The organism is Flexibacter flexilis DSM 6793 (assembly GCF_900112255.1).
Taxonomy (GTDB): Bacteria; Bacteroidota; Bacteroidia; order Cytophagales; family Flexibacteraceae; genus Flexibacter; species Flexibacter flexilis.
This window is the reverse complement of sequence record NZ_FOLE01000005.1, coordinates 83715-109476: the sequence shown is the minus strand read 5'-3', so window position 1 is coordinate 109476 and position 25762 is coordinate 83715. Positions and strand designations below refer to the sequence as shown.

The window sequence follows — 25762 nt, the reverse complement described above, 5'->3', positions numbered from 1 at the left end:
GAAATAAAAATAAAATGAAAATACTCATTATCGGCGGCGGAAACATGGGCACTACCTACGCGGAAAGTTTGGTAGCAAGTCACGCCATTTCGCGCCAAGATTTACATTTGTTGGAGCGCACCGAAGCCAAAGCAGAGGTTTTTCGCGCCAAAGGTTTCGTGAATGTGCATTTGCAGGCAGGCGACTACATCGACGAAATAGACGTAATTATTTTGGCCGTAAAGCCTCAAGACGCGCATAAAGTTTACCCCATGATTGCGCCTTACATTAATGACAAACACTTGATTTTGAGTGTGATGGCGGGTGTAAAAATCCAAAATATACAAGCGACTTTGCCCACCGAACGCATTATTCGCGTAATGCCCAACTTGCCCGCCCAAATCGGAATGGGAATGTCGGGGTTTACGGCGGACGCGTCCGTGAGTAAAGTGGAGCTTTTCGCAATTCAAAACCTGCTGAACACGACGGGCAAATCCATTTATTTTGAACAAGAAAGCCTCATTGATGCGGTTACGGCGGTGTCGGGTAGCGGCCCTGCGTATGTGTATTATTTTATGGAATCTATGATAAATGCAGCGCAGCAAATGGGTTTTAGCTTACAGCAAGCCGAATTGTTGGTGGAACAAACTTTTATGGGTGCGGTGCATTTGCTCAACTTGCGCGATTTGTCGTGCCGCGAATGGATTACGCGCGTAGCGTCTAAAGGCGGTACTACGGAGGCCGCTTTGTCGGTGTTTGAGGCGCGTGCGCTGGACAAAATCATTGCCGAAGGTCTCCAAAAAGCCAACGAAAGAGCCATTGCTTTAGGACAATAAAAGGCCTGATTTATGAAAAATCGCACTATTGCACTCATTGTTACGCTGGGCGTGCTGTGTATCGCGGGTATTTTTTCCATTCAATTGTTTTGGCTGAATCGTGCTTTTGATTTGCGCGAAACCCAATTCAATTTTGGGGTAAATATTGCCTTGCGCAACGTGGCGGTGCGATTGCTTCATTACAACGGCCACCAGATGGCTGCCGAAAACCCTGTGAGTCAGCTTTCGCCCAATTATTTTGTGGTGCGCGTAAACGATGTGATTGATGCCAATGTGCTGGAGTTGTATTTGAGGGAAGAGTTACTCAAACGCAACGTAATCGAGAATTTCGAGTACGCCATTTATGATTGTGTGGGCGAAAAAATGGTGTATGGCAATTATGTTTCGTTGGAAAAAGATGAGAAAAATCCGTCGTGTACCAGTTCGCTGCCGCGTTGGAATACCGACAACTACTATTTTGGCGTTTATTTCCCGAATAAAGATGCTAACTTGCTCAGCAGCATGGGGATTTGGTTGTTTTCTACGGGCGTGTTGGTGTTGGTTTCCGTGTTTTTTGGCTATGCAATGTTTGTTATTTTGAAACAAAAACGCTTGTCTGAAATTCAGAAGGAGTTTATCAATAACATGAACCACGAATTTCAAACGCCGTTGGCCACTATCACCGTTGCCGCCGACGTTTTGCGTAAGCCCGACATTGGCAAACATCCCGCACGTCTCCAGAATTACGCCAATATTATTCAGCACGAAACGCAACGCTTGCGCAGCCAAGTGGAACGCCTTTTGCAAACGGCTTCCGCCGACAAAGACGTGTGGGAACTCAATCGCCAAACCGTACACTTGCATCAGGTATTGGAGCAAGTGGCCGAGAGCTACACCCAAACGTTGCAAAATGTGAATGGTCGTATCGCGCTTGATTTTCCGCAAAACTGCTCCGATGAGGTCTCCGCCGACGGCCTGCATTTACGGAATGCCTTCGCCAATTTGATAGACAATGCCATCAAATACAGCGCATTATCTCCCGAAATTGGTATTAAAACTTCGTGCCAGAAAAAAGGCGTTTTAGTAGAAATTTCGGATAAAGGCATTGGTATTTCGGCGGAGCATCAGCGCAAAATTTTTGATAAATTTTACCGCGTTCCGTCTGGAAACCTGCACAACGTCAAAGGCTTTGGGCTGGGGTTGCATTACGTGAAGTCGGTGGTAGAAAAACACGGCGGCAAAATCAATGTGCACAGCAGGGTAGGAGAAGGCACAACTTTTGGTGTGTGGCTGCCATATTCTCGAAAATAACAAAGCCCACAAATGTTTGCGGGCTTTTAAAAATACAAAAGTTAATACTTTTAAAATCTTTTAATCATTTTGAAGTGGTCGATGCCTGCTTCCTGAAAAGTGCTGCCTTCTGCCACAAAACCAAATTTGGTATAAAGTCCCATGGCTGTAAGTTGGGCGTGCAAATAAATAGTTTTTCCTTCAGACTCAGGTTTTTGGGCGATGTCTTCCAACATAAAACGCATAATAGCCGAGCCTATGCCGTAACTTCTGTATTCCTCTAACACTGAGAAGCGTTCGAGTTTTATGCCCAAATCCGTGAAACGCCAACGGCCAGTGCCCGCAGGATTGCCGTCGATGGTGGCTAATACGTGTGTGGACACGTCCTCAAACTCGTCGTATTCTTCTTCTTCGTCCACGTGTTGTTCTTCTACAAATACTTTGTGGCGAATATGGAAAGATGAAGCCATCGCTTCCTCTTTGCTTATTTTGTTAACTAAAACTTCCATAAAATTTTGTTTGGCGTATTAAAATGAAAATGATTGCATAGCGTAAATATACGCATAAAAAATATTGTTATGCAATGTTTTTCTTAGATTTTTAATCTAGCCAAGCCTTGAATAAAGTTGCTTTTTCACGGCTAATATCGATTTCAGGAGTAGAAGCACCGCCTTTGAGTTTGACTACCAATTTTCCATTAAAACCGCTCTTGAAACTCTCCACCGCTTCCAATCGAATGATGTATTGGCGGTTGGCCCTAAAAAATGTTCGGGGGTCGAGTAGTTGCTCCAACTCGTCCATTGTTTCGTATTCGCAGATGTAACGCTGTTGGTCTTCGGTTACCAAATAAATCAACTCGTCTTTGACAAAATAAGAAACTTTGTTGCTGGCCACAGGCATCATCGAATTGCGATACTGCACCATAAAACGTTCCTTGTAACGTGGCGTTTCGGTTACGGGGCTTTTCAGTAGTTTTACTAATTCTTCTACCGATTGGCTTTGGCTCTGCGAACCGTTTTGTAGCTCGCGCAGATGCTTAAATTTGTCCATCGAACGTATAAGGTCTTCGCGGTCAATGGGTTTTAGTAAATAATCTATGCTATTGACCTTGAAGGCGCGAATAGCATATTCGTTGTAGGCAGTAGTGAAAATAACGGGAACTTCGATGCGGGTTTGGTCAAAAATGGAAAAACTCACACCGTCCGAAAGTTGCACGTCCATAAAAACCAAATCGGGTTGCGGATTGTGCGCGAACCATTGCACAGCGTCTTCCACACTGCCGAGTTTGGTTACAATTTCCAAATCGGGTGCCACTTGGGCGAGCAGTTTGGTAAGGTCGCGGGCAACGAGTGGTTCGTCTTCTACGATAACGGCTTTCATAATTGTAGCTGGTTGGTTTTATAATAAAGGTAATTTCACGGCGAAAGATGTAGCCGTTTCTTCTATCAATACCTTGCGGTCGGCACTGTAGAAGCTATAAAGGTTTTGCATATTTTCAAGGCCTGTCTTGTTCGAATCCTCTACAAGCGTTTTGCGTTGCAGATTGTTTTCTACTACCAAATAATCGTTTTGGATATAAATATGAATCCGCAAATGCTTTGATTCGCTGATGATGTTGTGCTTGATGGCGTTTTCTATCAAAATTTGAAGCGTAACAGGCGCGATTTGCTTTTCCAGTTGGTCTTCTGGAACATCAAAATCAATGCGTAACATTTCTTCAAAACGGGTTTTGAGCAAGAAAACATAGTTGCTAATAAAATCCAGTTCCGTGCTCAAGCTCACCAACTCACGGTCTTTGGTTTGGAGCACATAGCGATACACGCGCGAAAGGTGCTTTAAGAAGTCAGAAGCAAGTTGCTGATTGTCAAATATTAAGCTATTGAGCGAAGTAAGGCTATTAAACAGAAAATGTGGATTGAGTTGGTTTTTTAGGTTATCGAACTGCACTTGTGCGCGTTCTTTTTGGAGGCGTTCGGCCTGTACTGCCGACTTTTTCCATTCCCTAAAGAAATAAAGCGAAATATAATTAGCGTTGATTACCAAGGTGATAAGAATATCTATGAAGAAAATAATGTGCTTTAGAATCGGAATGTTAAACTCATGCGGGAACAAATGAACCATGAGCGCGACCCAAAGTTTACGGAAGAATATAGTAAACAGCAGACTTATCGAAATTTGCAGGACAACACGTTGCATAATGCCCCGCTCGTAAGGCATTTTTTTGTCTAAATACTCGGAAAGCAGTCGCACCATGTCCCACGTAATGGTGAGGCCAACGGTAAAAACGGCAAATACCAACAAATGCAATTCGATGGCATATTGCGGGAACATGAAATAGCGCATCAAACCGCTGATAATTCCATAACCTACAATGATTTGGTAGCGGTTGGGTGCTTTGACAGGTCGCCAAGTGGTCAGGAGCGTGTGCGAATGTGGGCAACGCTTAGAAAATGTAGGAACAAAAACTTGGTGTTCCCGACGCGGAAAGAAGATAGAATGTCCGATTTTCATATTACAAAACAACTTAATTTGGTGAGGGAAATCAATTTTAATAGCGCAAACCGTATTGATTATGTGTGCAAATGCTTCAAATGCGTATTGAAGTGTATACATTGCTTTATTCGCGGACAATAAGCCGAAAGCCAACGCCGTGCACGTTTACGATTTCTATTCGGTCGTCGTGGCGCAAATATTTACGGAGCTTAGAAATGAACACATCCAAACTGCGACCATTGAAATAATCGTCGTTGCCCCACAAGGCTTTGAGAATGTAGTCGCGGCGCAAAGTTTGGTTAAGATTCAGAATGAAAATTTTGAGTAAATCCGCTTCCCGTTGGGTGAGTTGTTGGGTTTGGGCGGCGTGTTGTAATTGCAAATTGTTGCATTCCAAAACGTATTGACCTACCGAAAGTATTTCGTTATTGTTTTGATTAATAGGCGTTTGGGTGCTTGCTGCGGGTTTGCTTCTTCTCAAGAAAACTTCAATTCTCAAAATAAGTTCCTCGATGCTAAACGGCTTGGTGATGTAGTCGTCTGCGCCGAGCCGAAAGCCATGCAAACGGTCTTCTTTCAGGGCTTTGGCTGTAAGGAAAATAATCGGCATTTGTTGGTTTTGGGCTCTGATTTCGGAAGCCAACGTAAAGCCATCTTTGAGCGGAAGCATTACGTCCAATACACACAAATCAAAAGTTTGGGTGGCAAACGCCGTTGCACCTGCCGCACCGTCGGGGCAATGCGTGACGGCAAAGCCTTCTTCTTCGAGCGTGTCTTTAATCACAAACCCCAAATTTACATCGTCTTCAACTAATAGAATTGTAGCTTTGTTTTGCATTTTTTCATTTAATCAATAAACAAATCAGAGGCCAGACCGTCGGCCAGCAACTTGCCTTGCGTGGTGAGTTTGAGCACGTTGCCCGAAAGCGTAGCCCAGCCGTTGGCCTGCCATTGTTGCAGCTGTTGGGCAGCAGTCTCGGCCAAATTCAAATCTAAATTTGTGGCCAAATAACTCAAATCGCAGCCCCATTGCGTGCGCAACGTGGTCAGTATGTACTCATTCACGCGGTCGGCGCGACTCAAAATTTCTTTGGTGGCAGGAATTTCGTTTTGTTGCAAAGCCTTGATATACTGCGCGTTGTTGGCTACGTTGTATTGCCGCGACACCAAATCAAAAGAATGTGCGCTTGGCCCTACGCCCAAATACGGCTTTTGTTGCCAGTAACTGGTGTTATGGCGCGAATACATTTCGGGTTGCGCAAAATTCGATACTTCGTAATGTTCAAAACCTGCCGCCGTGAGCCTGTCGGTGAGCATTTCGAAATGCAGCGCGGCGGTGTCCTCGTCTATGGGCTTAATTTTGCCATTTTTTAGCCAATTACCAAACGCCGTGCGCGATTCTATCGTAAGACAATACGACGAAATGTGCGGCACGCCCAAGCCGATAGCCGTTGCCAAATCTTGCTCCCAAATGCGCGTCGTGTCGGGGTGCGGAATGGCGTAAATCAAATCTATGCTAATGTTGCTGATGCCCGTGTCTTGTGCTTGCTGTACGCAGAGGCTTGCTTGCGTGGCGTTGTGTGCTCTGTGCAAGTACGTTAGATTTTCGTTGTTAAAAGTCTGTATGCCAATGCTCAGGCGGTTAATGCCAGTTGCTTGCAGGCTACGGATTTTCTCCAAATTCAAATCGTCGGGGTTGGCTTCAAGGCTAATTTCGGGTTGTGCCGTTACGCTAAAATGCTGGTAAATGGTTTCTAACAAACTATCCAATTCGGCTTGCGAAAGCAGCGAAGGCGTACCGCCACCAAAGTAAATGGTTTCGATGGTTTGGCCTTGCAAATAATTTTTTTGTAACTGCAATTCTTGGCGCATGGCTGCCACCAAATCGGCTTTGAGTTGGGTGTTGGTGCTAAAATGAAAGTCGCAGTAATAACACGCCTGTTTGCAAAAGGGAATATGTAAATAAATGCCTGCCATGCTCTTCTAAACTAAAAAAGGAAAACCTTATAGGCGTTTGAATCCTATAAGGTTTGATTATTCAAAAAATAAAAATTAGGCTTTATCCCAAACGAATTGACCTTTAGGGCTGCTGATAGTGAGCTTTTTGCCGTTGTCGTGGGCTTCGGTGTGGCCAATGATTTGGGCGGCTATCCCGAAACTTTCCGAAATTTGTATAATGCTTTGGGCGGTTTGCTCGTCGGTATAAAATTCCAAACGATGTCCCATGTTAAACACTTTGTACATTTCGTCCCAAGGCGTTTGGCTTTCTTGCTGAATGAGTCGGAACAGTGGCGGCACGTCGAACAAATTATTTTTCACTACGTGCAAATTGTCCACGAAATGCAATACTTTGGTTTGTCCGCCGCCGCTACAATGCACCATACCAGCCACTTGTGCGCGATGTTCGGCTAACACTGCCTTCACGACAGGCGCGTAAGTGCGCGTAGGTGAAAGCACGGCTTTGCCCACGTTTATCGGCAAATCTTCGTAGCTGTCGGTGAGTTGGCGGCTGCCTGTGTAAACCAGTTCTTCATCAATGGCATTGTCAAAACTTTCTGGATAACGCGCGGCCAAAGATTTATGAAACACGTCATGACGTGCCGACGTAAGGCCATTGCTGCCCATGCCTGCGTTGTATTCGGTTTCGTAATGGGCTTGTCCGAACGATGCCAGCCCGACAATCACTTGTCCAGCTTTGATGTTCGCGTTGTCGATGATGTCGGTGCGGCGCATGCGAGCCGTTACGGTGCTGTCCACTACCACAGTGCGCACCAAATCGCCCAAATCGGCAGTTTCGCCGCCAGTGCTATGAATGCCCACGCCATGCGAACGCAACATTTCCAGCACTTCTTCCGTGCCCTGAATGATGGCCGCGATTACTTCGCCTGGAATAAGTTTTTTGTTTCGGCCAATGGTGGAAGAAAGCAAAATGTTGTCGGTTGCACCCACGCAAAGCAAATCGTCGGTATTCATCACGACGGCATCTTGGGCAATGCCTCGCCAAACGGAAAGGTCGCCAGTTTCGCGCCAATACATATAAGCCAGCGAGGATTTAGTCCCTGCGCCGTCGGCGTGCATGAGGTTGCAAAATGCCTCATCGCCGCCCAGCAAGTCGGGTACGATTTTGCAAAAAGCCTTCGGAAACAAACCTTTGTCCAAGTGGCTAATGGCCGCATGAACATCTTCTTTGGAAGCAGAAACTCCTCTTTGTGTGTAGCGCATCATCTTTTGGGGGAAATGGAGAATTAGGCCAAAAATTGTGTTAAAATATTGATAAACAAATGGATTTCAAATCGCCAAAAGGGGCGCAACAGCCCTAACAGGCCTCAAAGGTAAGTAAAAATTGTGAGAGGCTGCGGGAAAAGGCAAGGAAGATGTATTGCTACCATTCTGTTTTTAAAAAAGAATCTTATACCAATAAATTTGTAACTTGCACTTGTAATTTTGTCGCTTTGCCCCATGACCACGCAAGAAAAATATATCAATCCATTTACGGACTTTGGTTTTAAGAAATTATTCGGCTCTGAACCGAACAAAGACTTGTTAATGAGCTTTTTAAATGAAATATTAAAACTCAATATCGTAGAACTTACCTACAAGAAAACCGAACATTTGGGCGCGTCGGATTTGGATAGAAAAGTTATTTTTGACTTGTATTGCGAAAATGAAGCAGGAGAAAAATTCATCGTGGAACTGCAAAAAGCGCGTCAAAGTTTCTTTAAAGACCGTTCCTTGTTTTACGCTACTTTCCCGATACAAGAACAGGCGGAAAAAGGTGACTGGAACTATGAGTTAAATGCCGTTTATACGGTGGCGATTCTGGATTTTTGTTTTGAAGATGAAAACAGAAATGATTTGAAAATGAGCGTCAAGCTCATGGATGAGCATCGTAAACGCGTTTTTTATGACAAACTCACGTTTTTGTATTTGCAGATGCCGAATTTTCGGAAATCAGAAAATGAGTTGGAAACACTGGAAGACAAGTGGTTATATTTGCTAAAGAATTTGCATAAGCTGCAAAATCGCCCAGCACGATTGCAAGAGAAAGTTTTTACTAAAGCCTTTGAAACAGCAGAATTAGCCAAACTAAATGACTCCGAACGCACCGCCTATGAAGACAGTCTCAAATATTACCGCGATGTCAAAAACTCACTGGATACGGCCAAAGAGGAAGGTCGGGAAGAAGGTCGCTTAGAAACAACTATTAAAGGCATTCAGAAGGCTTTGCAGCGTGGTAAACTAACTGTAGCTGAAATCGCCGAAGATTTTGATATGCCCCTTGAATTTGTGCAGAAAGTTAAAAACCAAGAAATATAAAAAAGCCGAGCTACTTATCATTAGTAGCTCGGCTTTTTGCTTATAAATCAAAGCGATAGCCTAAAGTAAATCGTTGAGGAAAGCAAAAGCCATTAGCGAAAGCAACAGAATCATGCCAACTTTTTGGGCGTTTTCCAGCACTTTGTCCGAAGGTTTGCGACCACTAATGATTTCGTAAGTCAAAAATACCACGTGGCCACCATCAAGGGCAGGAATTGGCAACAAGTTCATAAAAGCCAAGACCATCGACAAGAAGCCAACTAAGTACCAGAATTTTTGCCAAATCCAAACGCCGCCAAATTGTTTGGCTATCCCAATAGGTCCGCTCAACGATTTGGTTGGAGAAATTTCGCCCGAAAACATTTTGCCAAAGGCTTTTACTTGCATGGCCACCAAACCGAAAGCCATACCACTGCCTTTGCTCACGCACGTTCCGAAACCGTAATGACGCGTAGAGTCTTTCAGCAAAAATTTAGGTTGAAAACCCAATGTTCCGTCGCCGCTGATTTCGGCTTTCAGGTGTAGCGTTTCTGTGCCGCGTAAAATGCCTAAATCTACGGTTTTGCCTTTTTCGGTTTCCAACACGCGTTTGAGTTCTTGGAAATAAGCAGTTTCTTTATTGTTGATAGTCAGGATTTTATCGCCAGTTTTTACGCCAGCTTTTTCCGCGCCAGTGTTCGGCGCAACCATGTCCACCACGAACGGCATACGCGGTTCTACGAAAGCTCCTTTTGCCGATGAAATTACGTCCATGAAACCTTTGGGTACTGCCAAATCCATGATTTGACCGTTGCGGTCGATGGTGTAGCGCGTGCCGTCGTTCATAAACAAATCGGGCTTGGCTACTTCATCGAAAGAATGTACCGCTTGTCCGTTGATTTTCAAGATTTTATCGCCGTCCTGAAAGCCCATTTTTTGTGCCGCAGGATGTGCAATAATGCCATATTTGGCTTGCGAAACAGGCAAATAACTTTCGCCATAGTAGGCCAACCACGCAATGAAAATCACGACACCCGTAATCACATTGACGATGATACCGCCCAACATCACGATAAGGCGTTGCCAAGCGGGTTTGGCGCGAAATTCCCAAGGTTCTGGGTCTTTTTGCATACTTTCCAAGTCCAAAGACTCGTCTATCATGCCCGAAATTTTTACAAAACCACCCAATGGAATCGCTCCAAAAGAGTATTCTGTTTCGCCCCATTGAAAGCCCCAAATTTTAGGCGGGAAACCAATAGAGTACTTTTCTACGCGCATACCAAAGAGTTTGGCAGCTAAAAGGTGTCCCAACTCGTGTAGGCCTACCAAAATTGTCAGGCCAAGGAGCAACTGCCCCGCCATGATTAGTCCTTCTAACATTTACAAAAGGAATTTTAAATTTAATTTATTGAAAAATAATAACTTACCGAATTGAATATTTTTTTGGTAAAATAAAATCGGCGCAATATACAGGCTTTGTGGCAAAAATGAAGCCATTGTGTGAGAATATGGCATTTTGACATAAATAAAACATTGCAACCACCATCACACGCACTTTGTTCGCTGAAGTAAAATAGAAAAACAAAAATATTGTTTTTCTGCACGAAACTTATGTTAATATTGTATTTTCGTACAAAGCTATATTTCAACCATTGTATAAGTTTTTTTAAGCGCAGATGGCCAAAGCAAAAATATTGATAGTAGAAGACCAACCTTTATTGGCACAAGACCTTCGCATCAAACTCACTAATATGGGGCATCAGGTGCTGGAAGTGGTCAGTTCGGGGCAAGCTGCTCTACGGGCAATTCTTAATGAAAAACCAAATATAGTGTTGATGGACATTATGTTGGAGGGGGATATGGACGGTATTGAGGCGGCCAAACGCATTCGTAATTATATCAACGTACCGATTATTTATCTCACGTCTTGCGCTGATGATGAGACTTTTGACCGTGCCAATGCTATTGGAACTTATGCCTATTTGCTCAAGCCTGTACAAGAGCGTGAGTTAGATTTGTGTATCCGTACCACTTGCCAACGCCATCAACTCGAACAAGATTTGGTAGAAACTCAAAGCCGTTACAGAAGTTTGTTCGAGAATACCAAAGAAGCCATTATTATTTTTGATGATGCAGGTAAAATTATAGACCAAAACCAGGCCAGCAAACAGCTTTATTACGCCCTTTTTGGTGATCAATTAGCCACTCATTTAAAAGATTTTTTGGGAGAAGGGAAGGATAAAATTTTTGGAGAACATTTTCATGTTTTTCTTGATCACCAAGAAAAAGAGGGCAGAATATGGGTATTTTCTGCCGATAAAAAAACAAGCAAGTGTTTGGAGTACAATGCAAAAGCTAATTTTTTGCCTCAACTGAATTTGGTTGTACTGCGCGATATTACCGAAAGTGTAATGGCGCAACGCGAAATAGAAAATCTAGCCCGATTCCCGTCAGAAGCTCCAAATCCTGTTTTGCGTGTGAGTTGTGAAGGTGATATTTTGTACGCCAACAAAGCGGCAAATGTGCTACTGGAAGAATGGACTACGACTGTTGGTGGTCGGATGCCTGACAATTTGTTGGGGCGTGTGGGCGAGCTTTCGGAAAAAGAGCCTCAGAGCCAAATGATGTTGGTGATTGGTGGAAAAATATATTCGTTGCTCTTTGTTTTTGTAGAAAAAGGCAGCTACGTGAATATTTATGCCAACGATATTTCGCAGCAAAAATATTCGGAACGAATTGTTAACTACCAAAAAGATATATTGGAAATGATTGCCCGAAATGCGACACTTTCGCATATTTTGGAGCAAATCTGTGTGCGAGTGCAATATTTCCTGACGGGCAGTGCGGCGGCTATTTTTTATTTTGATTCGCTGAATCGCAGCCTAAAACTGGCCGCAACTACGCGTTTGCCATACGATTTGGCGCACCTGATTGAGCAAGAAACCTTGCCCGAAAAGAAAAATTCTCCATGGGCAGCAGCCATTTCCGAACAAGAAGATATTATTATCGAAAACTTACAAACCGACCCTTTGGCCACTCCGTACCGAGAGCTGACCCAAAAATACGGTTATATGAGTTGCTGGATTAAGCCTGTGCAAGCCCAAGACGGCGAGGTAGTGGCTTGTTTCTTGATGTTTTACAAACAAGCCCTAAGGCCCTCTACTACAGATATTAATCTCATCAATATGGCGGCCAACTTGGTGGGTGTGGCCATTGAGCGAGATTTTATTTTTCAAAGCCTACACAAACAATCGTTGGCGTTTGAAAATATCAACGATGCTATTTTCCTGACAGATACCAGCGGCGTAATTACCGAATGGAGTCCGTCGGCGGAGCGTGTTTTTGGCCGTAGAAAAAATGAAATTGTAGGGCTTACGATTAAAGACACTAATTTATTTGAATTTACAGAAGGATTCGAAGAGTTTTTGACAAAAGATACGTTGTCCCGTTGGTCGGGTGAATTGCAATATTATTCATTGTTAGGCGAAGATGGAATCGTTCAACTCTCAATTATTCGGCTACTGGACATACAGGATGAGTATATGGGTATGCTTTGTGTGGCACGCGATATTACTCAAGAAAAAAATGTAGAAATTGCCCTCAAATACTCGGAGGCAAACCTAAAGGCCATTTTTGACAATACGGTTCAATCGTTTATTCTGATCAATGATAAATTTGAAATTGCAGCGTTTAATCGCACTGCCCGACAAATTTCGTATGCCCTGACAGGGGATTTTTTGCAAGTGGGCGAGCCGATTGTTAATTATTGGTACACAGAGGATAAAGAAACACTTCAGGATATCATGCGTCGCACGATGGACGGCGAGTATATCAGCTATGAAGAGTATATCACGACACGTACGGGCGACTCGTATTGGTTAGAAATTAATTTCTTGCCCATTTATGATTCTGCTAAAAATATTACGAGTATTTGTTTTACAACGCTTGATATTCAGGATAGAAAAAATACAGAATTGGCACTGGCTGAGAGTGAGGCGCGATTCAGATCGTTGGTACAAAACTCTTCGGACGTAATCGTAATTGTTTCGGCCAAAGGTTATATTACCTATACCAGTGAGTCGGCGGGTCGCTTTTTGGGTTATAATCCGCAAGATTTGTTGGATAATAATTTGTTGGATTTTGTTCACCCCGACGACCGCGATTATGTGGAAGTACTCATTCAGAATTTGGCTGATGGTATGAATGCCACGCCGCCTATTGAGTATCGTTTCTTGCACCAAATGGGCAAATACATTCACTTGGAGTCGGTTTGTACTAATATGCTCGACGAAGCTTCTGTGCGTGGTATCGTAATCAACTCCCGCGACGTGGAAGAGCGTAAAAATTCGGAAGAAACGCTTAAAAATATTGTGCGAGGTGTTTCGGATGCGACGGGTACGGATTTCTTCACGTCGTTGGTGGAAAATATGGCTACCTACCTCAATGTCAGTCATGTGCTTATTTCGGAGTTGGTGGAGGAGCGTCATTCTTTAAGAACTTTAGCTTATATTAAAAATAGTAATATTCAGCCTAATTTTATTTACAAAGCAGAACATACGCCTTGTGCTGATACTTTGCAACAGCAAATGTATTATGTTGAAGATAATTTACAGTTTTTGTATCCGCAAGACCAGTGGCTTTTGGACGAAAATCTGGAAACATACTTGGGCATACGTCTGAACAATAGCAAAGGCGAAGCCATAGGTTTGTTGTGTATTTTGGATAGTAAGCCGTTCCAAAATCATGACTTGGCGGGTTCGATGCTCAAAATCTTTTCGGTGCGAGCCGCCGCCGAGTTGGAGCGGATTTATACCACCGATGCCCTGATAGAAAGCCAAGCTAATTTACTTTCACTAATCGAAAACACGATCGATAATATTTGGGCAATAGACGAAAGCTATAAACTCATCGCCTTTAATACGGCATTTTCGCGGGATTTTGAGAAATATTTTGGCCATCAACTCACGCACGGGGATGTCATCATTAACTACTGTAAAGGTGAATGGGAGGGTTACTACACACGTGCGCTGAGTGGTGAGCAGTTTTTTGTAGAAATAGACCAGATTTATGACGAAGAAATTCAAAATATAGAGGTTTATTTCAATCCAATTTCTGACGAACAAGGCCATGTGAGCGGCGTAAGTATTTTCTCGCGCGATATTACCCAACGCAAACAAGCCGAAAATGCTTTGCGCGAAAGTGAAGTAAACTTGGTGGCTTTGATTGAAAATACCGACGATATTATTTTCTCGATTAATGCTAATTATCAGATATTGGCGGCCAACTCGGCTTTTAGACGCTTGCATAACCTCATGTTTAGTCGCATCATCAAACCTGGTGTGGACTTCGTGCATAGCTTGCCGACGGCTTACGGGCAAGTGTGGCAAGAGGGTTTTGATAAAGCCAAGAAAGGGGAACGTGTGCGTCAAGAAATTCATTATGCACACCCCAAGTTCCCAGTGCATTTGGAAGTTTCCCTGAACCCGATTTATTCTAAAGGCGGCATGATTAGCGGCATAAGTATTTTTGCCCGCGATATTACGTTGCGCAAGCAAGCCGAAAACGAGTTGAAGCGCACCAACTTTGAGTTGGATAGTTTCGTGTATAGGGCTTCGCACGATTTGCGTGCGCCGTTGCGCTCCGTATTGGGACTTATCAATTTGTTGCGCATAGAGGAGAGTAGCCAACAACGTGAAGTGTATTTGGGGCTAATGGAAAAGAGTATCAATAAGTTAGATACGTTCATTAGCGACTTGACGCACTTCTCGCGCAACTCACGACTTTCGCTTAACATCGAAAAGGTCGATTTCAATGCCATCATTCAGGATAGTTTGGGCAATTTGCGTTTTATGGAAAATGCCGAAAAACTCGCCGTAGAACTCAAAATTGACCAAAATGTAGATTTCTATTCGGACATATCGCGTATTAGTATCGTTTTACAAAACCTGATTTCTAACTCCATCAAATACCAACGCCGTGATGCAGGGGCAATGGTAACAATTGAAGTGAAAACGTCGGAGTTTGCGGCTACTATTATTGTTGAAGACAATGGAAAGGGCATTGAAGAGGTGTATTTGGAAAGAATTTTTGATATGTTCTTCCGTGCTTCGGAGGAGTCTTATGGTTCGGGCTTGGGGCTTTATATTACCAAACAAGTAATCGAAAAACTGGAAGGCAGCGTAAGAGTAGAATCCGAAATTGGTGTAGGAACTACGTTTATTATCAAAATACCGAATCTTAAATCACAAATTAAGATTTTATCATAACTAAGAAATTTCGATGAGTGCAATTCTTACTCGTTTAGAAAATGCCTTGTGCGAACGCGAGCAAACGCATAGCCTGCGCCGCCTGCAACTCACACAGGGCATTGATTTTTTTTCTAATGATTACTTGGGCTTGGCCACCAATGGCGCATTGGTCGAGCCTTTTTTGCAACAACAATATGCTAATCCATTGTTTGTGGGCCAAAAACACGGGGCTACGGGTTCGCGTTTGTTGTCGGGTAACAGTGCGTATGTATTGCAGGCCGAGCAATATTTGGCCAATCTTTTTGGGACAGAAAATGCACTGTTGTTCAATAGCGGTTATGCGGCGAACACGGCGGTTTTGTCGGCCATTCCCCAAAAAGGTGATGTGATTTTGTACGACGAACGCAGCCACGCCAGCCTCAAAGAAGGCGCAAGGTTGAGCTTTGCCAGTCGGTTTTCTTTCAAACACAATGATTTGCAGGATTTGGAAGCCAAACTGCTGCGACACAGCGGCAAAGGGGGCGAAGTTTTCGTGGTGGTGGAAACCGTGTATTCGATGGACGGGGATATTGCACCGCTGCCCGACATGGTGAAACTGTGCCAAGCACATCAAGCGCATCTGATTGTAGATGAGGCACACAGTACGGGCATTTGGGGTAGGGAAGGCGCAGGACTTTTGCGGGATTTGGGCTTAGAAAAAGAAGTATTTGCGGCTGTTTATACGTTTGGGAAGGCTATTGGCGGACATGGTGCGTGTGTGGCAGGCGCGGACGTGCTGGTACAATACTTAGTTAATTTTGCGAGGCCATTTATCTACACTACGGCCATGCCTTTGCAAAGTGTAGCGTATGTTTTGGCGGCTTTTGAGTACCTGAAAGCCACGCCGCAAGCCAGTGGGCAGCTTTTTGAACGGATACATTTTTTTAGAGAATACATAAATACGCTAGATATAGCGGCGCATTTTACAGAAAGTAATAGCCCCATTCAAATGCTGAAGGTGCAGGGCGGCAACGAAGCCGCGCGAACCTTGGCCAGCAACTTACAGGGGAAAGGGTATAACCTGCGGGCGGTACTTTCGCCGACAGTTCCCGAAGGACACGAACGCATTCGTATTTGTTTGCACAATTTCAATGGATTATCGGAAATTAAGACGCTTTTGGAAGAGATAAACAGGGCTGTATAGCGGTTGTTTGGCTCAAAATCTTCCCGAAAGGGAAGCCAGCAAATAGTAAACATGAAGTTTAGTGATTTGATGGAGTCATTGCGCCCAAAACTTAAGGCATTGCGCCCAAAACTTAAGGCATTGCGCCCAAAACTTAAGGCATTGCGCCCAAAACTTAAGGCATTGCGCCCAAAACTTAAGGCATTGCTCCCAAAACTTAAGGCATTGCGCCCAAAACTTAAGGCATTGCGCCCGAAACTCAAGTCATTGCGCCCGAAACTCAAGTCATTGCGCCCAATTCTTTAGCAAGAAATACAAAATACTGTATCTCTACGGCAATCAATGAAAGCAATACATTTAATTTTTAAGGTAATTTATTAAATACTTTATGAAGAAGTATGTAACGAAAGATCTGTATAGCTCTTTGGTAAAGTAAAAGTTATGTACAACATTAGGTATGTATAAATATTTTTATCAATAAAAAGAATTGTTATTTGTGTGGAATAGTTGATTTTATTATATTTGTTATATATTTAATTCATTTGTTCTAACATAAAAAGACAAGTTCTTTATGACCTCTATTTCAGAAAAATCATTTGGTGCAAGATTAGTTAATGCGGAAAGCCTTTCTATTCATTTGAAAGCGTTTGGTAATTATATACCTCCTTCGGAAGCATTAAGCATAGAAAACTTTGATCAATTTTTAAACAATATTCGTAATCATAATGCGAATGTTGCTAAGATACGGGCAAACTATTCTATGATGGTAGAAAAACGTTTACAATTATTTAGAAAAAACCCTGATTCATTGGAAAAAATATTAAGTCCGATTGGTTCTACGGTACGTGCGCAGTGTGGCAAAGATGCAAAGGTTACGTATGAGGTAGAAGATTTAATCACGCGCTTAAGAGGAAAGCATAAAGTTAAATCAATGCTTGAGCATGAAGATAATACAAAGCAAAGTATTAGTCAGTCGGAGCGTTCGTATGGTAGCATGACGCAACATTTTTCTGATTTGATCGTGATGCTTACGGCTATGGGTGCGAACTATGCGCCATCTAACGAAATGGTGAAATTATCAGCACTCAATACGAAACTAACAGCCATTAGAGCGGCTAATATTAGCGTAATTACTGCTTATGGAAGTTTAAAAATGGCCACAGATACGCGACAAAGTCAATATTTGGATTTGTTGGAGCGTACAAAGCGGATAAAAGAAGCGGTTAAAAGTCAGTTTGGAGTGAAATCAAATGAGTACGCTTTAGTAATGCAATAAAAAATACGATTTTTGCGGGAAACGTCTTTAAGCCTTTTGAATAGAAAGGCTTTTTTTATGTATATGTGTAATGTGTTTGGCAATCCAAGAGATAATAAAATATAAAGTCTAGGTATATTATCTAAAAAGCAATATTAAATGGTGGGAATTATTAACTAAAAAGTAAGTATTGTAGATATAGTTAGAAAAGTTATCCACCGTAAAGCATTACATAATATATAGTAACTTTTGAGCCGATGTATATCATGTATATTTGTGCGAGAGTATGCTTCATTTTGTAGCAATAATGCTATGTATTGTTGAAACAAGTTGGTTTTGTTGGTTACAATAATGAAACACTATTACTTACCATTTTACCATTTAAAAGTTTTCATTTATGAGTAAACTAAACATAGCCTCTAACACTTACTACAGTCTTAGTTATGATGAAAGTAAGAATCGTGTTTATTTGAGTATTAAAGGTTTTTGGCCAAATGAACAAGTAGTTAGCCATTATTTGAAAGATTGGGAACACGTATTGACTCTTACACAACCTAAATTTACATTAGTAACTAATCTTTCCTATGCTAAAATTTATACCCAAGACATAATGAGCATACATGAAGCAGCTCAACGCTTGATAGTGAATACAGGTGTTTTGCAGGTGGCAGAAGTGTTGAATGAAAGTGCCTTTTTGGAGGCGCAATCTAAAGCACTGATTATGAAAAGTCAGATGCCACGCAATAAGTTTAATTCTATGGCAGATGCAGAAGCTTGGTTGGATTCTTTGAATAGATAATTGATTATAAATAAAGTCTATGTGGCCGTTACTGAACAAGTAGCGGCCATTTGTTTTTAGAGAAAAAATGTCATTTTTGGAGTAATTAAACCTAATGTTTATTTAAGTGTCTATGATTAGTATTTTATTAAAAATTAACTACCCCAAAATATGTCATCATGTCTTTTTCAGTGTACTATTCAGCAGATAAATACTGATAGTCAAAGCCTTGTTTTAAAGCTATGCCCCACACAAGAATTTTATGAAGTTTCTTTGACAAAAGCATTTATCCTAAAAACTTTTGTGTTGGATGCAGATTGGAACAACATGAAAGAAACCAAAATGTACAAAGACCTTGCCGCCGAAGCCACCGCCTTAGACTGGGACACGCAGCAAACGCATTTGGAAAATCTTTCGTTGTGTAACCAATATATCCGCCAAGTGCGCGTGCGTCATTTGCACAACTACATTGATTGGCAAAAAAGCCAAACGCATTTCCAAAACACAGCCGCCATGCACGAGGCCGTGTATTTACTTTTCCCCAAAGGCCTGAGTAAAAGCACAGACCAAAGCATTGAGTTTGCCTATGAGTTGGAAGTGTTTTTTACTTCTGCTGATTGCATGGACGGCTTGCGAGAAGGAACGGTTTTTGATTCGTATCAGTCCGACTCTACTATTTTTGAGATAAAAGATTGGCTCGCCGAAGACGAAAGTAATATCTATGAGCTATTCAATTATTATTACGGAATGTATCGTTTTGCGCCGTATTTGCTCGAAAAAGGTCAAACTACTGCCCAAAATGCTGATGTTGCCATTACTTACACCGACCTTTGGGACACAATTGGCATAACAAAGCGTTATTTTGTTTCTGAGGCCAAAAATCCAGACAAAGAAAAGTTCTCGCGCTACGCGATACTGTATGTAAAAGATGAAACTTGTTGGGTGTCGGTGTCGGGTACGGCCAAAGGCGTGGCCAAACTCACGGGCAAAGCCGAGAAAGCCGAGAAAGAAGTAAAAGATTTGGGCAAAAAAGAATATACAGAGGTTACGGAGGCCGAATTTTATTTGCTTTGCGCCACTGTTTGGAAAGAAGATTTGGCGGTGATTCAGGTTGGGTCGGCTTATGGGCTTATCAATCGCGAAGGAAAAGCCTTGTTGCCTGTGGCGTATGCTGCACCGCCCATGATTGTTGATGCTGAGTTGGTGGTGGTATTCAATGCCAGCAAATTTGGGGCGGTGAATGTGATGACGGACAGGATTATTTGCCCGTTTGTGTACGGTTCTTACGATGAGGTAATCAAAAATTTGTAAGCAGCTATTATCATAAAAAAAGCCCCAGATTACTGGGGCTTTTTCTTGATGATTTATTTTTTGATAAACGGCAGTTTCACGACTTTGGCGCGAATAGCTTTGCCGCGAACATTTACAAAAATCTCGGAATCTGGCTTACTGAAAGCAGTTTGCACGTAGCCCATGCCGATACCGATGCCCAGTGTTGGGGACTGCGTACCCGATGTTACTTGCCCGATAAGGTTACCGTCTGCGTCTTGCAAATCGTAGTGTCCGCGCGGAATGCCACGCTCTACCATCTCAAAACCAACAAGTTTGCGAGCCGTTCCGTTGTTTTTCTGTGCCAAAAGTGCTTCGGAATTGTTGAAGTTTTTGGTGAATTTGGTAATCCAGCCCAAGCCCGCTTCGATAGGCGAGGTAGTGTCGTCGATGTCGTTGCCGTACAAGCAAAAACCCATTTCCAAACGCAAAGTATCGCGTGCGCCCAAACCAATCGGCTTAATGCCTTCGGCTGCGCCTGCTGCAAAAATGGCGTTCCAAATCGTGAGCGCGTCTTCGTTGCGTACATAAATCTCAAAACCACCCGCGCCAGTGTAGCCAGTAGCCGAGATGAGGACATCATTTACGCCCGCCAATGTGCCTTTGCGGAAAGTATAATATTCGATTTCGGAAAGATTTAGGTCCGTGAGTGTTTGCAACGCCGCAATGGCTTTGGGGCCTTGCACGGCAAACAAACTCAATTGGTCAGAAACGTTTTCCATTTCCACCCCAAAACGGTTATGTTCGCTAATCCAGTTCCAATCTTTTTCGATGTTGGAAGCATTTACCACCAAAAAATACTCTTCTTCGCTCATGCGGTACACCAACAAATCGTCCACGATGCCGCCTGTGTGGTTGGGCAAACATGAATACTGAATTTTGCCGTCGGTGAGTTTGGAAGCGTCGTTGGAAGTAACTAATTGCACCAAATCCAGCGCATTTTTGCCACGTAACACAAACTCGCCCATGTGCGAGACATCAAACACGCCTACGCCATTGCGCACGGTGTGATGCTCTTCCAAATCGGAGCTATAACGCACAGGCATATTGTAGCCTGCAAAAGGAACCATTTTCGCGCCCAACTGTACGTGTAGGTCGTTGAGAGCCACTTTTTTAAGTTCTTGAGTTGTTTCCATTGGTATTTATTTGGGAAAACTATCGGGGTAGTAAACAGGCCGCAAAGGTAGCGTTTTTCTTTGGGAAAAAGGAGGCGTGGTGTAGGAAGTGGCTACATTTTCAATAAAATATAACAATACTTTGAAATGTTGTCGGATTTTGAGAATTTGCGGGGGAATGGTGAGTGGAATGTTTGGTAAAAGTTTGTTATCACAACTAAATTTATTTTATATTCAACAAAAAATAAACCCATGTGCTACCATTATAAACCTGCGACGGAGGCCAAACGAATTGAATCGCGTTTTAAAGCGACACCCAAAATGCCGCTTGGTGATGCGCAAATGACCAACGGTTATTCGTACCCGAATATGCCTGTTATCTTAAATACTTCCCCGCAATTTGTTACGTTGGCCAAGTGGGGATTAGTGCCATTTTTTGCCAAAGACGAACAAGAATTTTTGAAAAAAGCCAATACACTCAACGCCAAAATTGAGACACTGGAATCGCTTAATTCCTACAAAAATTACGTTGAAAATAGATGTTTGGTACTGGCCGAAAGTTTTAAAGAATGGAAGCATGAAACCGTAAATGGGAAACTTTTTAAAATTCCGTATGAGATAGAAACTGCGGATAATTTGCCTTTTGCGATGGCAGGTATTTATAGTATCCGAAATGATATTTATACGTTTACAATTCTGACCACAGAAGCCAATGATTTAATGGACGAAATACATAATACAAAACGACGAATGCCTGTTATTTTGGGTCATCAAGAAGAATCGCTTTGGCTGAACAGAGAGCCGCTAAAGCCGTATTATAACCGCAATGAAATTAGATTAGTGGCCGAGCGTATTTGAAAAATAAGCTATCTGAAAATGAGGTGTAAAAAATATTTATTTTGAAAATATAAGCACTCAAAAGTAAGTTATTGTTGTATTTAGTATAATGATTTTTCAATAAAGTATTACTTGTATGAGAAAATATCTTTCATTAATTTTTATAGTTATAACAAGCACTTTTGTTGGTGCGCAAAATCTCAATCTTCGGAAAATAATTCAGAAAAGCGACTTGATTATTGCTATTCGTGATTATCAGTCAGAAGTTATTTGGGTAAATGATGTTACATATAAAACGTATATCAAAGTAGATAAAACAGATAGCACAAATATTTTTATTTTTCGCAATAAAATAGCTGCTGTTCCTCCTAAACTAATATTGCGAAAATATACAGACAATGAAGATTTTTATTCAGATTTAGCAATCACGAAAAGTGCTTGTGCGTTAAATGCATATGATCCAGGTAAATCATATTATAACTTATTCTTCATTAAAAAAGAAAAGGACGAGTACCGAATTTTGATGCATTTGCCTATGCTTGAATGGGAGCAAAGGGAAAATTATAGGCATCAAATTGAAACTATTTGTGGTGTTGAAAATATTAAAAAGTTGAAGGATCGTTTTGCTAAAACATTGGATTGGTTTATGGAAAATGGACTAACGCCTGATAGTGATTTTATAGAATATTATAAGAGTAAAAAAATTATAACAGATACCATTCAATATTCAGAAAAACAATATGAAAAAGCCTTACAGCAGTTTCATAATGGAAAAGAAGATATATTGCCAATTGTGAGAAAAAAGTATTTTGATCAAGTAAAGCAATATTATATACAGAAAATGGAAAATATTTTAAAAATTGACCAACCTGAGTTTCAAGATTATTATGCTTTTGACAAAGCATTTTATGCTATTATTGGTAATAGATTAGATTATGAATCAATAGATTATGTTTTATATGGTTATCTGACTGCTGATAAGTTTGACAAGTATGATAAGAAAATAATCATGGAACATTTATTGAAATTAGTAAAAGAAAGTATATAAGGTTGTGTAAAATTTTATATATTATGTTTGTTATTATCTTTTTTGCTATTCATAAGAAATACGAGCGTTTTACTTCAATAAAATAACTTAAATTACAACAATACAATACATTTTAACGCCCGACGAGTCATTTTAAAAAGTGTTCTCAAAGATTATTTTTAACCCCCTGACAATAGGTTGTCATACAGGCTATTTAGCTTTGCATCAAATTCAAATAAAAAGTAATTTAATTGCCTACTTCGCTTATATCAAGTGCAAGTAAGGCTAAAACACAGAATAGTATGATAGCTAAACAAGTTACAATCAGAGAAAAACAAGTTGAAATTAATTATATTCAACAAGGGCAAGGCGATACAACACTTTTGTTTTTACACGGTTGGTGTATTGATGGGACATATTGGAATAATCAAGTAGATTTTTTTTCTAGGGATTACAATGTTTTAGCAATTGATTTACCTGGTTTTGGCCAATCAATTGCTAAAAGGACTAACTGGACTATTGAAGAATATGCAAATGATGTAATTGCTTTTATAGATGCGATGAACCTTAAAAAAGTGATCATTATCGCACATTCTATGGCGGGAGAAATTATGTTGGAATTAGCGTTAATCAATAATCCAATAATAGTTGGTATTGTAGGTATTGACAATTTTAAAATGATTGACGTTATATTTACGCCAGAGCAAATGAAACAAATGACCGACTTTTTTCCTATGCTTGAAAACAATTTTAAAAATTCAGCACCTGTATATGCAGATTTGATGCTTTTTCATCCAACAACATCAACAGAAATACGGGATAGCGTAAAATCTGATTTTGCAAGTAGTAATCCTGTTATTGGCTATGAGACATTTATGAATCAAATGCAATATGCTTATGCCGATGCACAAAGGCTTGAACAGCTCAACTATAAGTTATACTTAATCAATAGTGATGGTTTTCCTACAAATGAAACAGGGCTGAAAAGCCATTGTAAAAATAGTTTTCATGTTGAATTTATCGCTGCAACTGGGCATTATCCAATGATAGAGAAACCTACTGAATTTAATTTAATACTAGAAAAAGTATTGGCAGAAATAAAATACAACTCCCTTTGCTCTTAATACTGTTTTAGCGAGTGATTATATATAAATAAACAATCGCTGGAATATAAAAACAGGTAGCATTTTGAATTTTTTTAAAATAAAAAACTAAGTTGAAAATCAACTATGGCCTAAACGAATGCCCGTTATTTTGAGCCAGCAAGAAGAATCGCTTTGGCTGAATAGAGAGCCGCTAAAGCCGTATTATGACAGAAACGAAATTGAATTGGTAGCAGAGCATATTTAATTTTTATGAATACACCATTTTACGACAAACTACAATCACTTTTGCAAATGGAAAAAGAACCATTTACGGAACTTTATTCGTTAATGCAATCCCAAGAAATAAAAAGAAATGAGTTTGTTTTGAAAGAAGGAGAAATTTGTAAATTTATTGGATTGGTTAATAATGGTTCGCTAAGAACTTTTTATGTAAATGAGCATGCGGAAGAAGTAAATTTTTTATTTCATTTTAATCAAAAAATAGAAGATATTGTTTTTACAGATTACGAAAGTTTTTTGTTAAGTACACCTTCAAAACTCAATATACAAGCCTTAGAAAATTGTACAGTTTATTTTATATTTCAAGAAGATTGGCAAAATCTTTGTAATAAAAATATTTATTGGCAAATGTTTTCTAAAAAAATGACCGAAAAAGCATATCTATCTGCTAAAAAAAGAGTGGAAGATTTACTTTATTATTCACCCGAAAATAGGTACATTAAACTTATACAGGACAATCCACTTATATTCCAAAAAATCTCGCAACGACATCTTGCCAGCTATTTGGGCGTTACGCCCCAGTCGTTGAGCCGAATCCGAAAACGCATTAGCATTAATTACCTTTAGTGTACGTTTTTTGCGGTGCTGCCGTCTAATTTTGCGCTGTAATTCTATCGTCAAATGAAAGAAACAGTTACTATTATCGGAGCAGGAATTGGCGGTTTGACTACTGCCCTGACGCTGAAACAGAAGGGTTTGTCTTGCAAAGTATTTGAGGCCGCACCCGAAATAAAACCTGTGGGGGCGGGCATTATTATTGCCAATAATGCCATGCAGATTTTTAGAAAATTGGGTGTGCATGAGCAAATAGAGGCCGCAGGAAATCGGATTTCTTATATGAAAATTACGGATGCGCAACTGAACTGCATTTCTGTCGCGGACTTGCGTGCGTATGAGCAACAATATGGCGTTCATAATATTGCGATTCACAGAGGCGAACTGCAAAAGACATTGGCAGATGCGTTTGGTTACCAGCATATTATGTTATCCAAAAGACTTTCTAAAATCGAAAAATCAGACGCTTTTAAGCTCACTTTTGAGGATTATTCTACCACCCAAACCAAATTTTTGATTGGGGCGGATGGTTTGAAATCGAAGGTCAGAAACCAACTTTTTGAGCCAAGTACTTTGCGAAATGCCAATCAAAAATGTTGGCGTGGTATCTGCGAAATAGATTTGCCCGAAAAATATCATCACGAATTAAATGAGGCTTGGGGCAAAGGAAAACGTTTTGGTTTTGTGAAAATTAGTGATAAAAAAGTGTATTGGTATGCGTTGGAAAATGCCAAAAATACAGAATTAGTACAGATAAATTTATCCGAAAATTTTAAAGAATTTCATGCAGATATTCTAAAAATAATAGCGGCAACTCCCAAAGAAAAAATCATTGCCAGCGATATTATAGACCTAAGTCCTATTGACCAATGGCAGCGCGAAAATGTATGTCTGATTGGTGATGCGGCGCACGCTACTACCCCAAATTTGGGGCAGGGAGCTTGTCAAGCTGTCGAAGATGCGTATGTGTTGGGCAAATTATTGGACAGCGGAATTGCTCTTGAAAATGCCTTTAAAGAATATGAAAATATGCGAAGAAAAAAGGCACATGCCATCGTCAAGACGAGTTGGGCAATCGGGAAAATGGCGCATTGGGAAAATGATTTTGGGATTTGGTTTAGAAATTTTGCGATGAAAAACACGCCTAAATTCCTGAACAAAAAACAGTTGGATATGATTTTTAAAATAGATTAATCAA

21 protein-coding genes are annotated in these 25762 nt (G+C 41.0%); 13 read left to right on the top strand and 8 right to left on the bottom strand.

The genetic code is table 11. The features are described 5' to 3' along the window. The first annotated feature begins 14 nt into the window (after positions 1–14). Together proC and BM090_RS09640 are read left to right on the top strand one after the other, a co-directional pair. Complete coding sequence (gene proC / locus BM090_RS09645) at positions 15–815, top strand: pyrroline-5-carboxylate reductase (RefSeq protein WP_091511599.1); 801 nt, start codon at positions 15–17, stop codon at positions 813–815. Between the two features lie 12 nt (positions 816–827). After that, the gene (locus BM090_RS09640) at positions 828–2105 is read left to right on the top strand and encodes a sensor histidine kinase (RefSeq protein ID WP_091511595.1); all 1278 of its coding nucleotides are present in this window, start codon (positions 828–830) and stop codon (positions 2103–2105) included. 50 nt (positions 2106–2155) lie between these two features. Here BM090_RS09640 and BM090_RS09635 read toward each other — a convergent pair whose 3' ends face one another. The 6 genes from BM090_RS09635 to BM090_RS09610 form a co-directional block, all read right to left on the bottom strand. Continuing rightward, on the bottom strand, positions 2156–2593 hold the full coding sequence (locus BM090_RS09635; RefSeq protein WP_091511592.1) for a GNAT family N-acetyltransferase: 438 nt from the start codon (positions 2591–2593) through the stop codon (positions 2156–2158). 91 nt (positions 2594–2684) lie between these two features. Next, complete coding sequence (locus BM090_RS09630) at positions 2685–3464, bottom strand: LytR/AlgR family response regulator transcription factor (RefSeq protein ID WP_091511590.1); 780 nt, start codon at positions 3462–3464, stop codon at positions 2685–2687. Between the two features lie 18 nt (positions 3465–3482). After that, positions 3483–4595: a sensor histidine kinase gene (locus tag BM090_RS09625; RefSeq protein WP_177199896.1), complete on the bottom strand. Its 1113-nt coding sequence runs from the start codon at positions 4593–4595 to the stop codon at positions 3483–3485. A gap of 106 nt (positions 4596–4701) precedes the next feature. Then, complete coding sequence (locus BM090_RS09620) at positions 4702–5415, bottom strand: response regulator transcription factor (protein WP_091511584.1); 714 nt, start codon at positions 5413–5415, stop codon at positions 4702–4704. 8 nt (positions 5416–5423) lie between these two features. Then, positions 5424–6554, bottom strand: coding sequence for a radical SAM family heme chaperone HemW (gene hemW, locus BM090_RS09615; protein ID WP_091511582.1), 1131 nt, complete (start codon positions 6552–6554; stop codon positions 5424–5426). A 75-nt stretch (positions 6555–6629) separates the two neighbouring features. Continuing rightward, on the bottom strand, positions 6630–7802 hold the full coding sequence (locus tag BM090_RS09610; protein ID WP_091511579.1) for an AIR synthase related protein: 1173 nt from the start codon (positions 7800–7802) through the stop codon (positions 6630–6632). 234 nt (positions 7803–8036) lie between these two features. Here BM090_RS09610 and BM090_RS09605 point away from each other — a divergent pair, with 234 nt between their 5' ends. Continuing rightward, a complete protein-coding gene (locus tag BM090_RS09605) occupies positions 8037–8894 on the top strand; it encodes an Rpn family recombination-promoting nuclease/putative transposase (protein ID WP_091511576.1) in 858 nt (285 codons plus the stop codon). A 60-nt stretch (positions 8895–8954) separates the two neighbouring features. Here BM090_RS09605 and rseP read toward each other — a convergent pair whose 3' ends face one another. After that, the gene (gene rseP / locus BM090_RS09600) at positions 8955–10253 is read right to left on the bottom strand and encodes an RIP metalloprotease RseP (protein WP_245756710.1); all 1299 of its coding nucleotides are present in this window, start codon (positions 10251–10253) and stop codon (positions 8955–8957) included. 296 nt (positions 10254–10549) lie between these two features. Here rseP and BM090_RS09595 point away from each other — a divergent pair, with 296 nt between their 5' ends. The 5 genes from BM090_RS09595 to BM090_RS09570 all read left to right on the top strand — a co-directional run bounded on the left by BM090_RS09595 (position 10550) and on the right by BM090_RS09570 (position 19627). Then, positions 10550–15139: a PAS domain S-box protein gene (locus BM090_RS09595; protein WP_091511572.1), complete on the top strand. Its 4590-nt coding sequence runs from the start codon at positions 10550–10552 to the stop codon at positions 15137–15139. Positions 15140–15152: 13 nt separating this feature from the next. Continuing rightward, on the top strand, positions 15153–16304 hold the full coding sequence (locus tag BM090_RS09590; protein ID WP_091511568.1) for an aminotransferase class I/II-fold pyridoxal phosphate-dependent enzyme: 1152 nt from the start codon (positions 15153–15155) through the stop codon (positions 16302–16304). 550 nt (positions 16305–16854) lie between these two features. Then, complete coding sequence (locus BM090_RS09580; protein ID WP_091511561.1) at positions 16855–17559, top strand: hypothetical protein; 705 nt, start codon at positions 16855–16857, stop codon at positions 17557–17559. Between the two features lie 376 nt (positions 17560–17935). Beyond that, a complete protein-coding gene (locus BM090_RS09575) occupies positions 17936–18337 on the top strand; it encodes a hypothetical protein (RefSeq protein ID WP_091511557.1) in 402 nt (133 codons plus the stop codon). 150 nt (positions 18338–18487) lie between these two features. Then, positions 18488–19627: a hypothetical protein gene (locus tag BM090_RS09570; protein ID WP_143083937.1), complete on the top strand. Its 1140-nt coding sequence runs from the start codon at positions 18488–18490 to the stop codon at positions 19625–19627. Between the two features lie 53 nt (positions 19628–19680). Here the strand turns inward: BM090_RS09570 and gcvT are convergent, their stop codons facing one another. Further along, positions 19681–20781, bottom strand: a complete 1101-nt coding sequence (gene gcvT / locus BM090_RS09565; RefSeq protein ID WP_091511552.1) for a glycine cleavage system aminomethyltransferase GcvT — start codon at positions 20779–20781, stop codon at positions 19681–19683. 231 nt (positions 20782–21012) lie between these two features. Between gcvT and BM090_RS09560 the strand changes: the two genes are divergently transcribed. The 5 genes from BM090_RS09560 to BM090_RS09540 all read left to right on the top strand — a co-directional run bounded on the left by BM090_RS09560 (position 21013) and on the right by BM090_RS09540 (position 25758). Beyond that, positions 21013–21618 (top strand): SOS response-associated peptidase, encoded by a 606-nt coding sequence (locus BM090_RS09560; RefSeq protein ID WP_091511549.1) that lies wholly within the window; start codon positions 21013–21015, stop codon positions 21616–21618. Between the two features lie 115 nt (positions 21619–21733). After that, complete coding sequence (locus BM090_RS09555) at positions 21734–22645, top strand: hypothetical protein (RefSeq protein WP_091511546.1); 912 nt, start codon at positions 21734–21736, stop codon at positions 22643–22645. 281 nt (positions 22646–22926) lie between these two features. Then, the gene (locus BM090_RS09550) at positions 22927–23748 is read left to right on the top strand and encodes an alpha/beta fold hydrolase (protein WP_143083936.1); all 822 of its coding nucleotides are present in this window, start codon (positions 22927–22929) and stop codon (positions 23746–23748) included. Positions 23749–23979: 231 nt separating this feature from the next. Next, positions 23980–24576 carry a Crp/Fnr family transcriptional regulator gene (locus BM090_RS09545; protein ID WP_091511539.1) on the top strand — a complete coding sequence of 199 codons (597 nt, stop codon included), beginning with the start codon at positions 23980–23982 and terminating at the stop codon, positions 24574–24576. Between the two features lie 54 nt (positions 24577–24630). Next, positions 24631–25758: an FAD-dependent monooxygenase gene (locus tag BM090_RS09540; protein WP_091511535.1), complete on the top strand. Its 1128-nt coding sequence runs from the start codon at positions 24631–24633 to the stop codon at positions 25756–25758. Positions 25759–25762 lie beyond the last annotated feature (4 nt).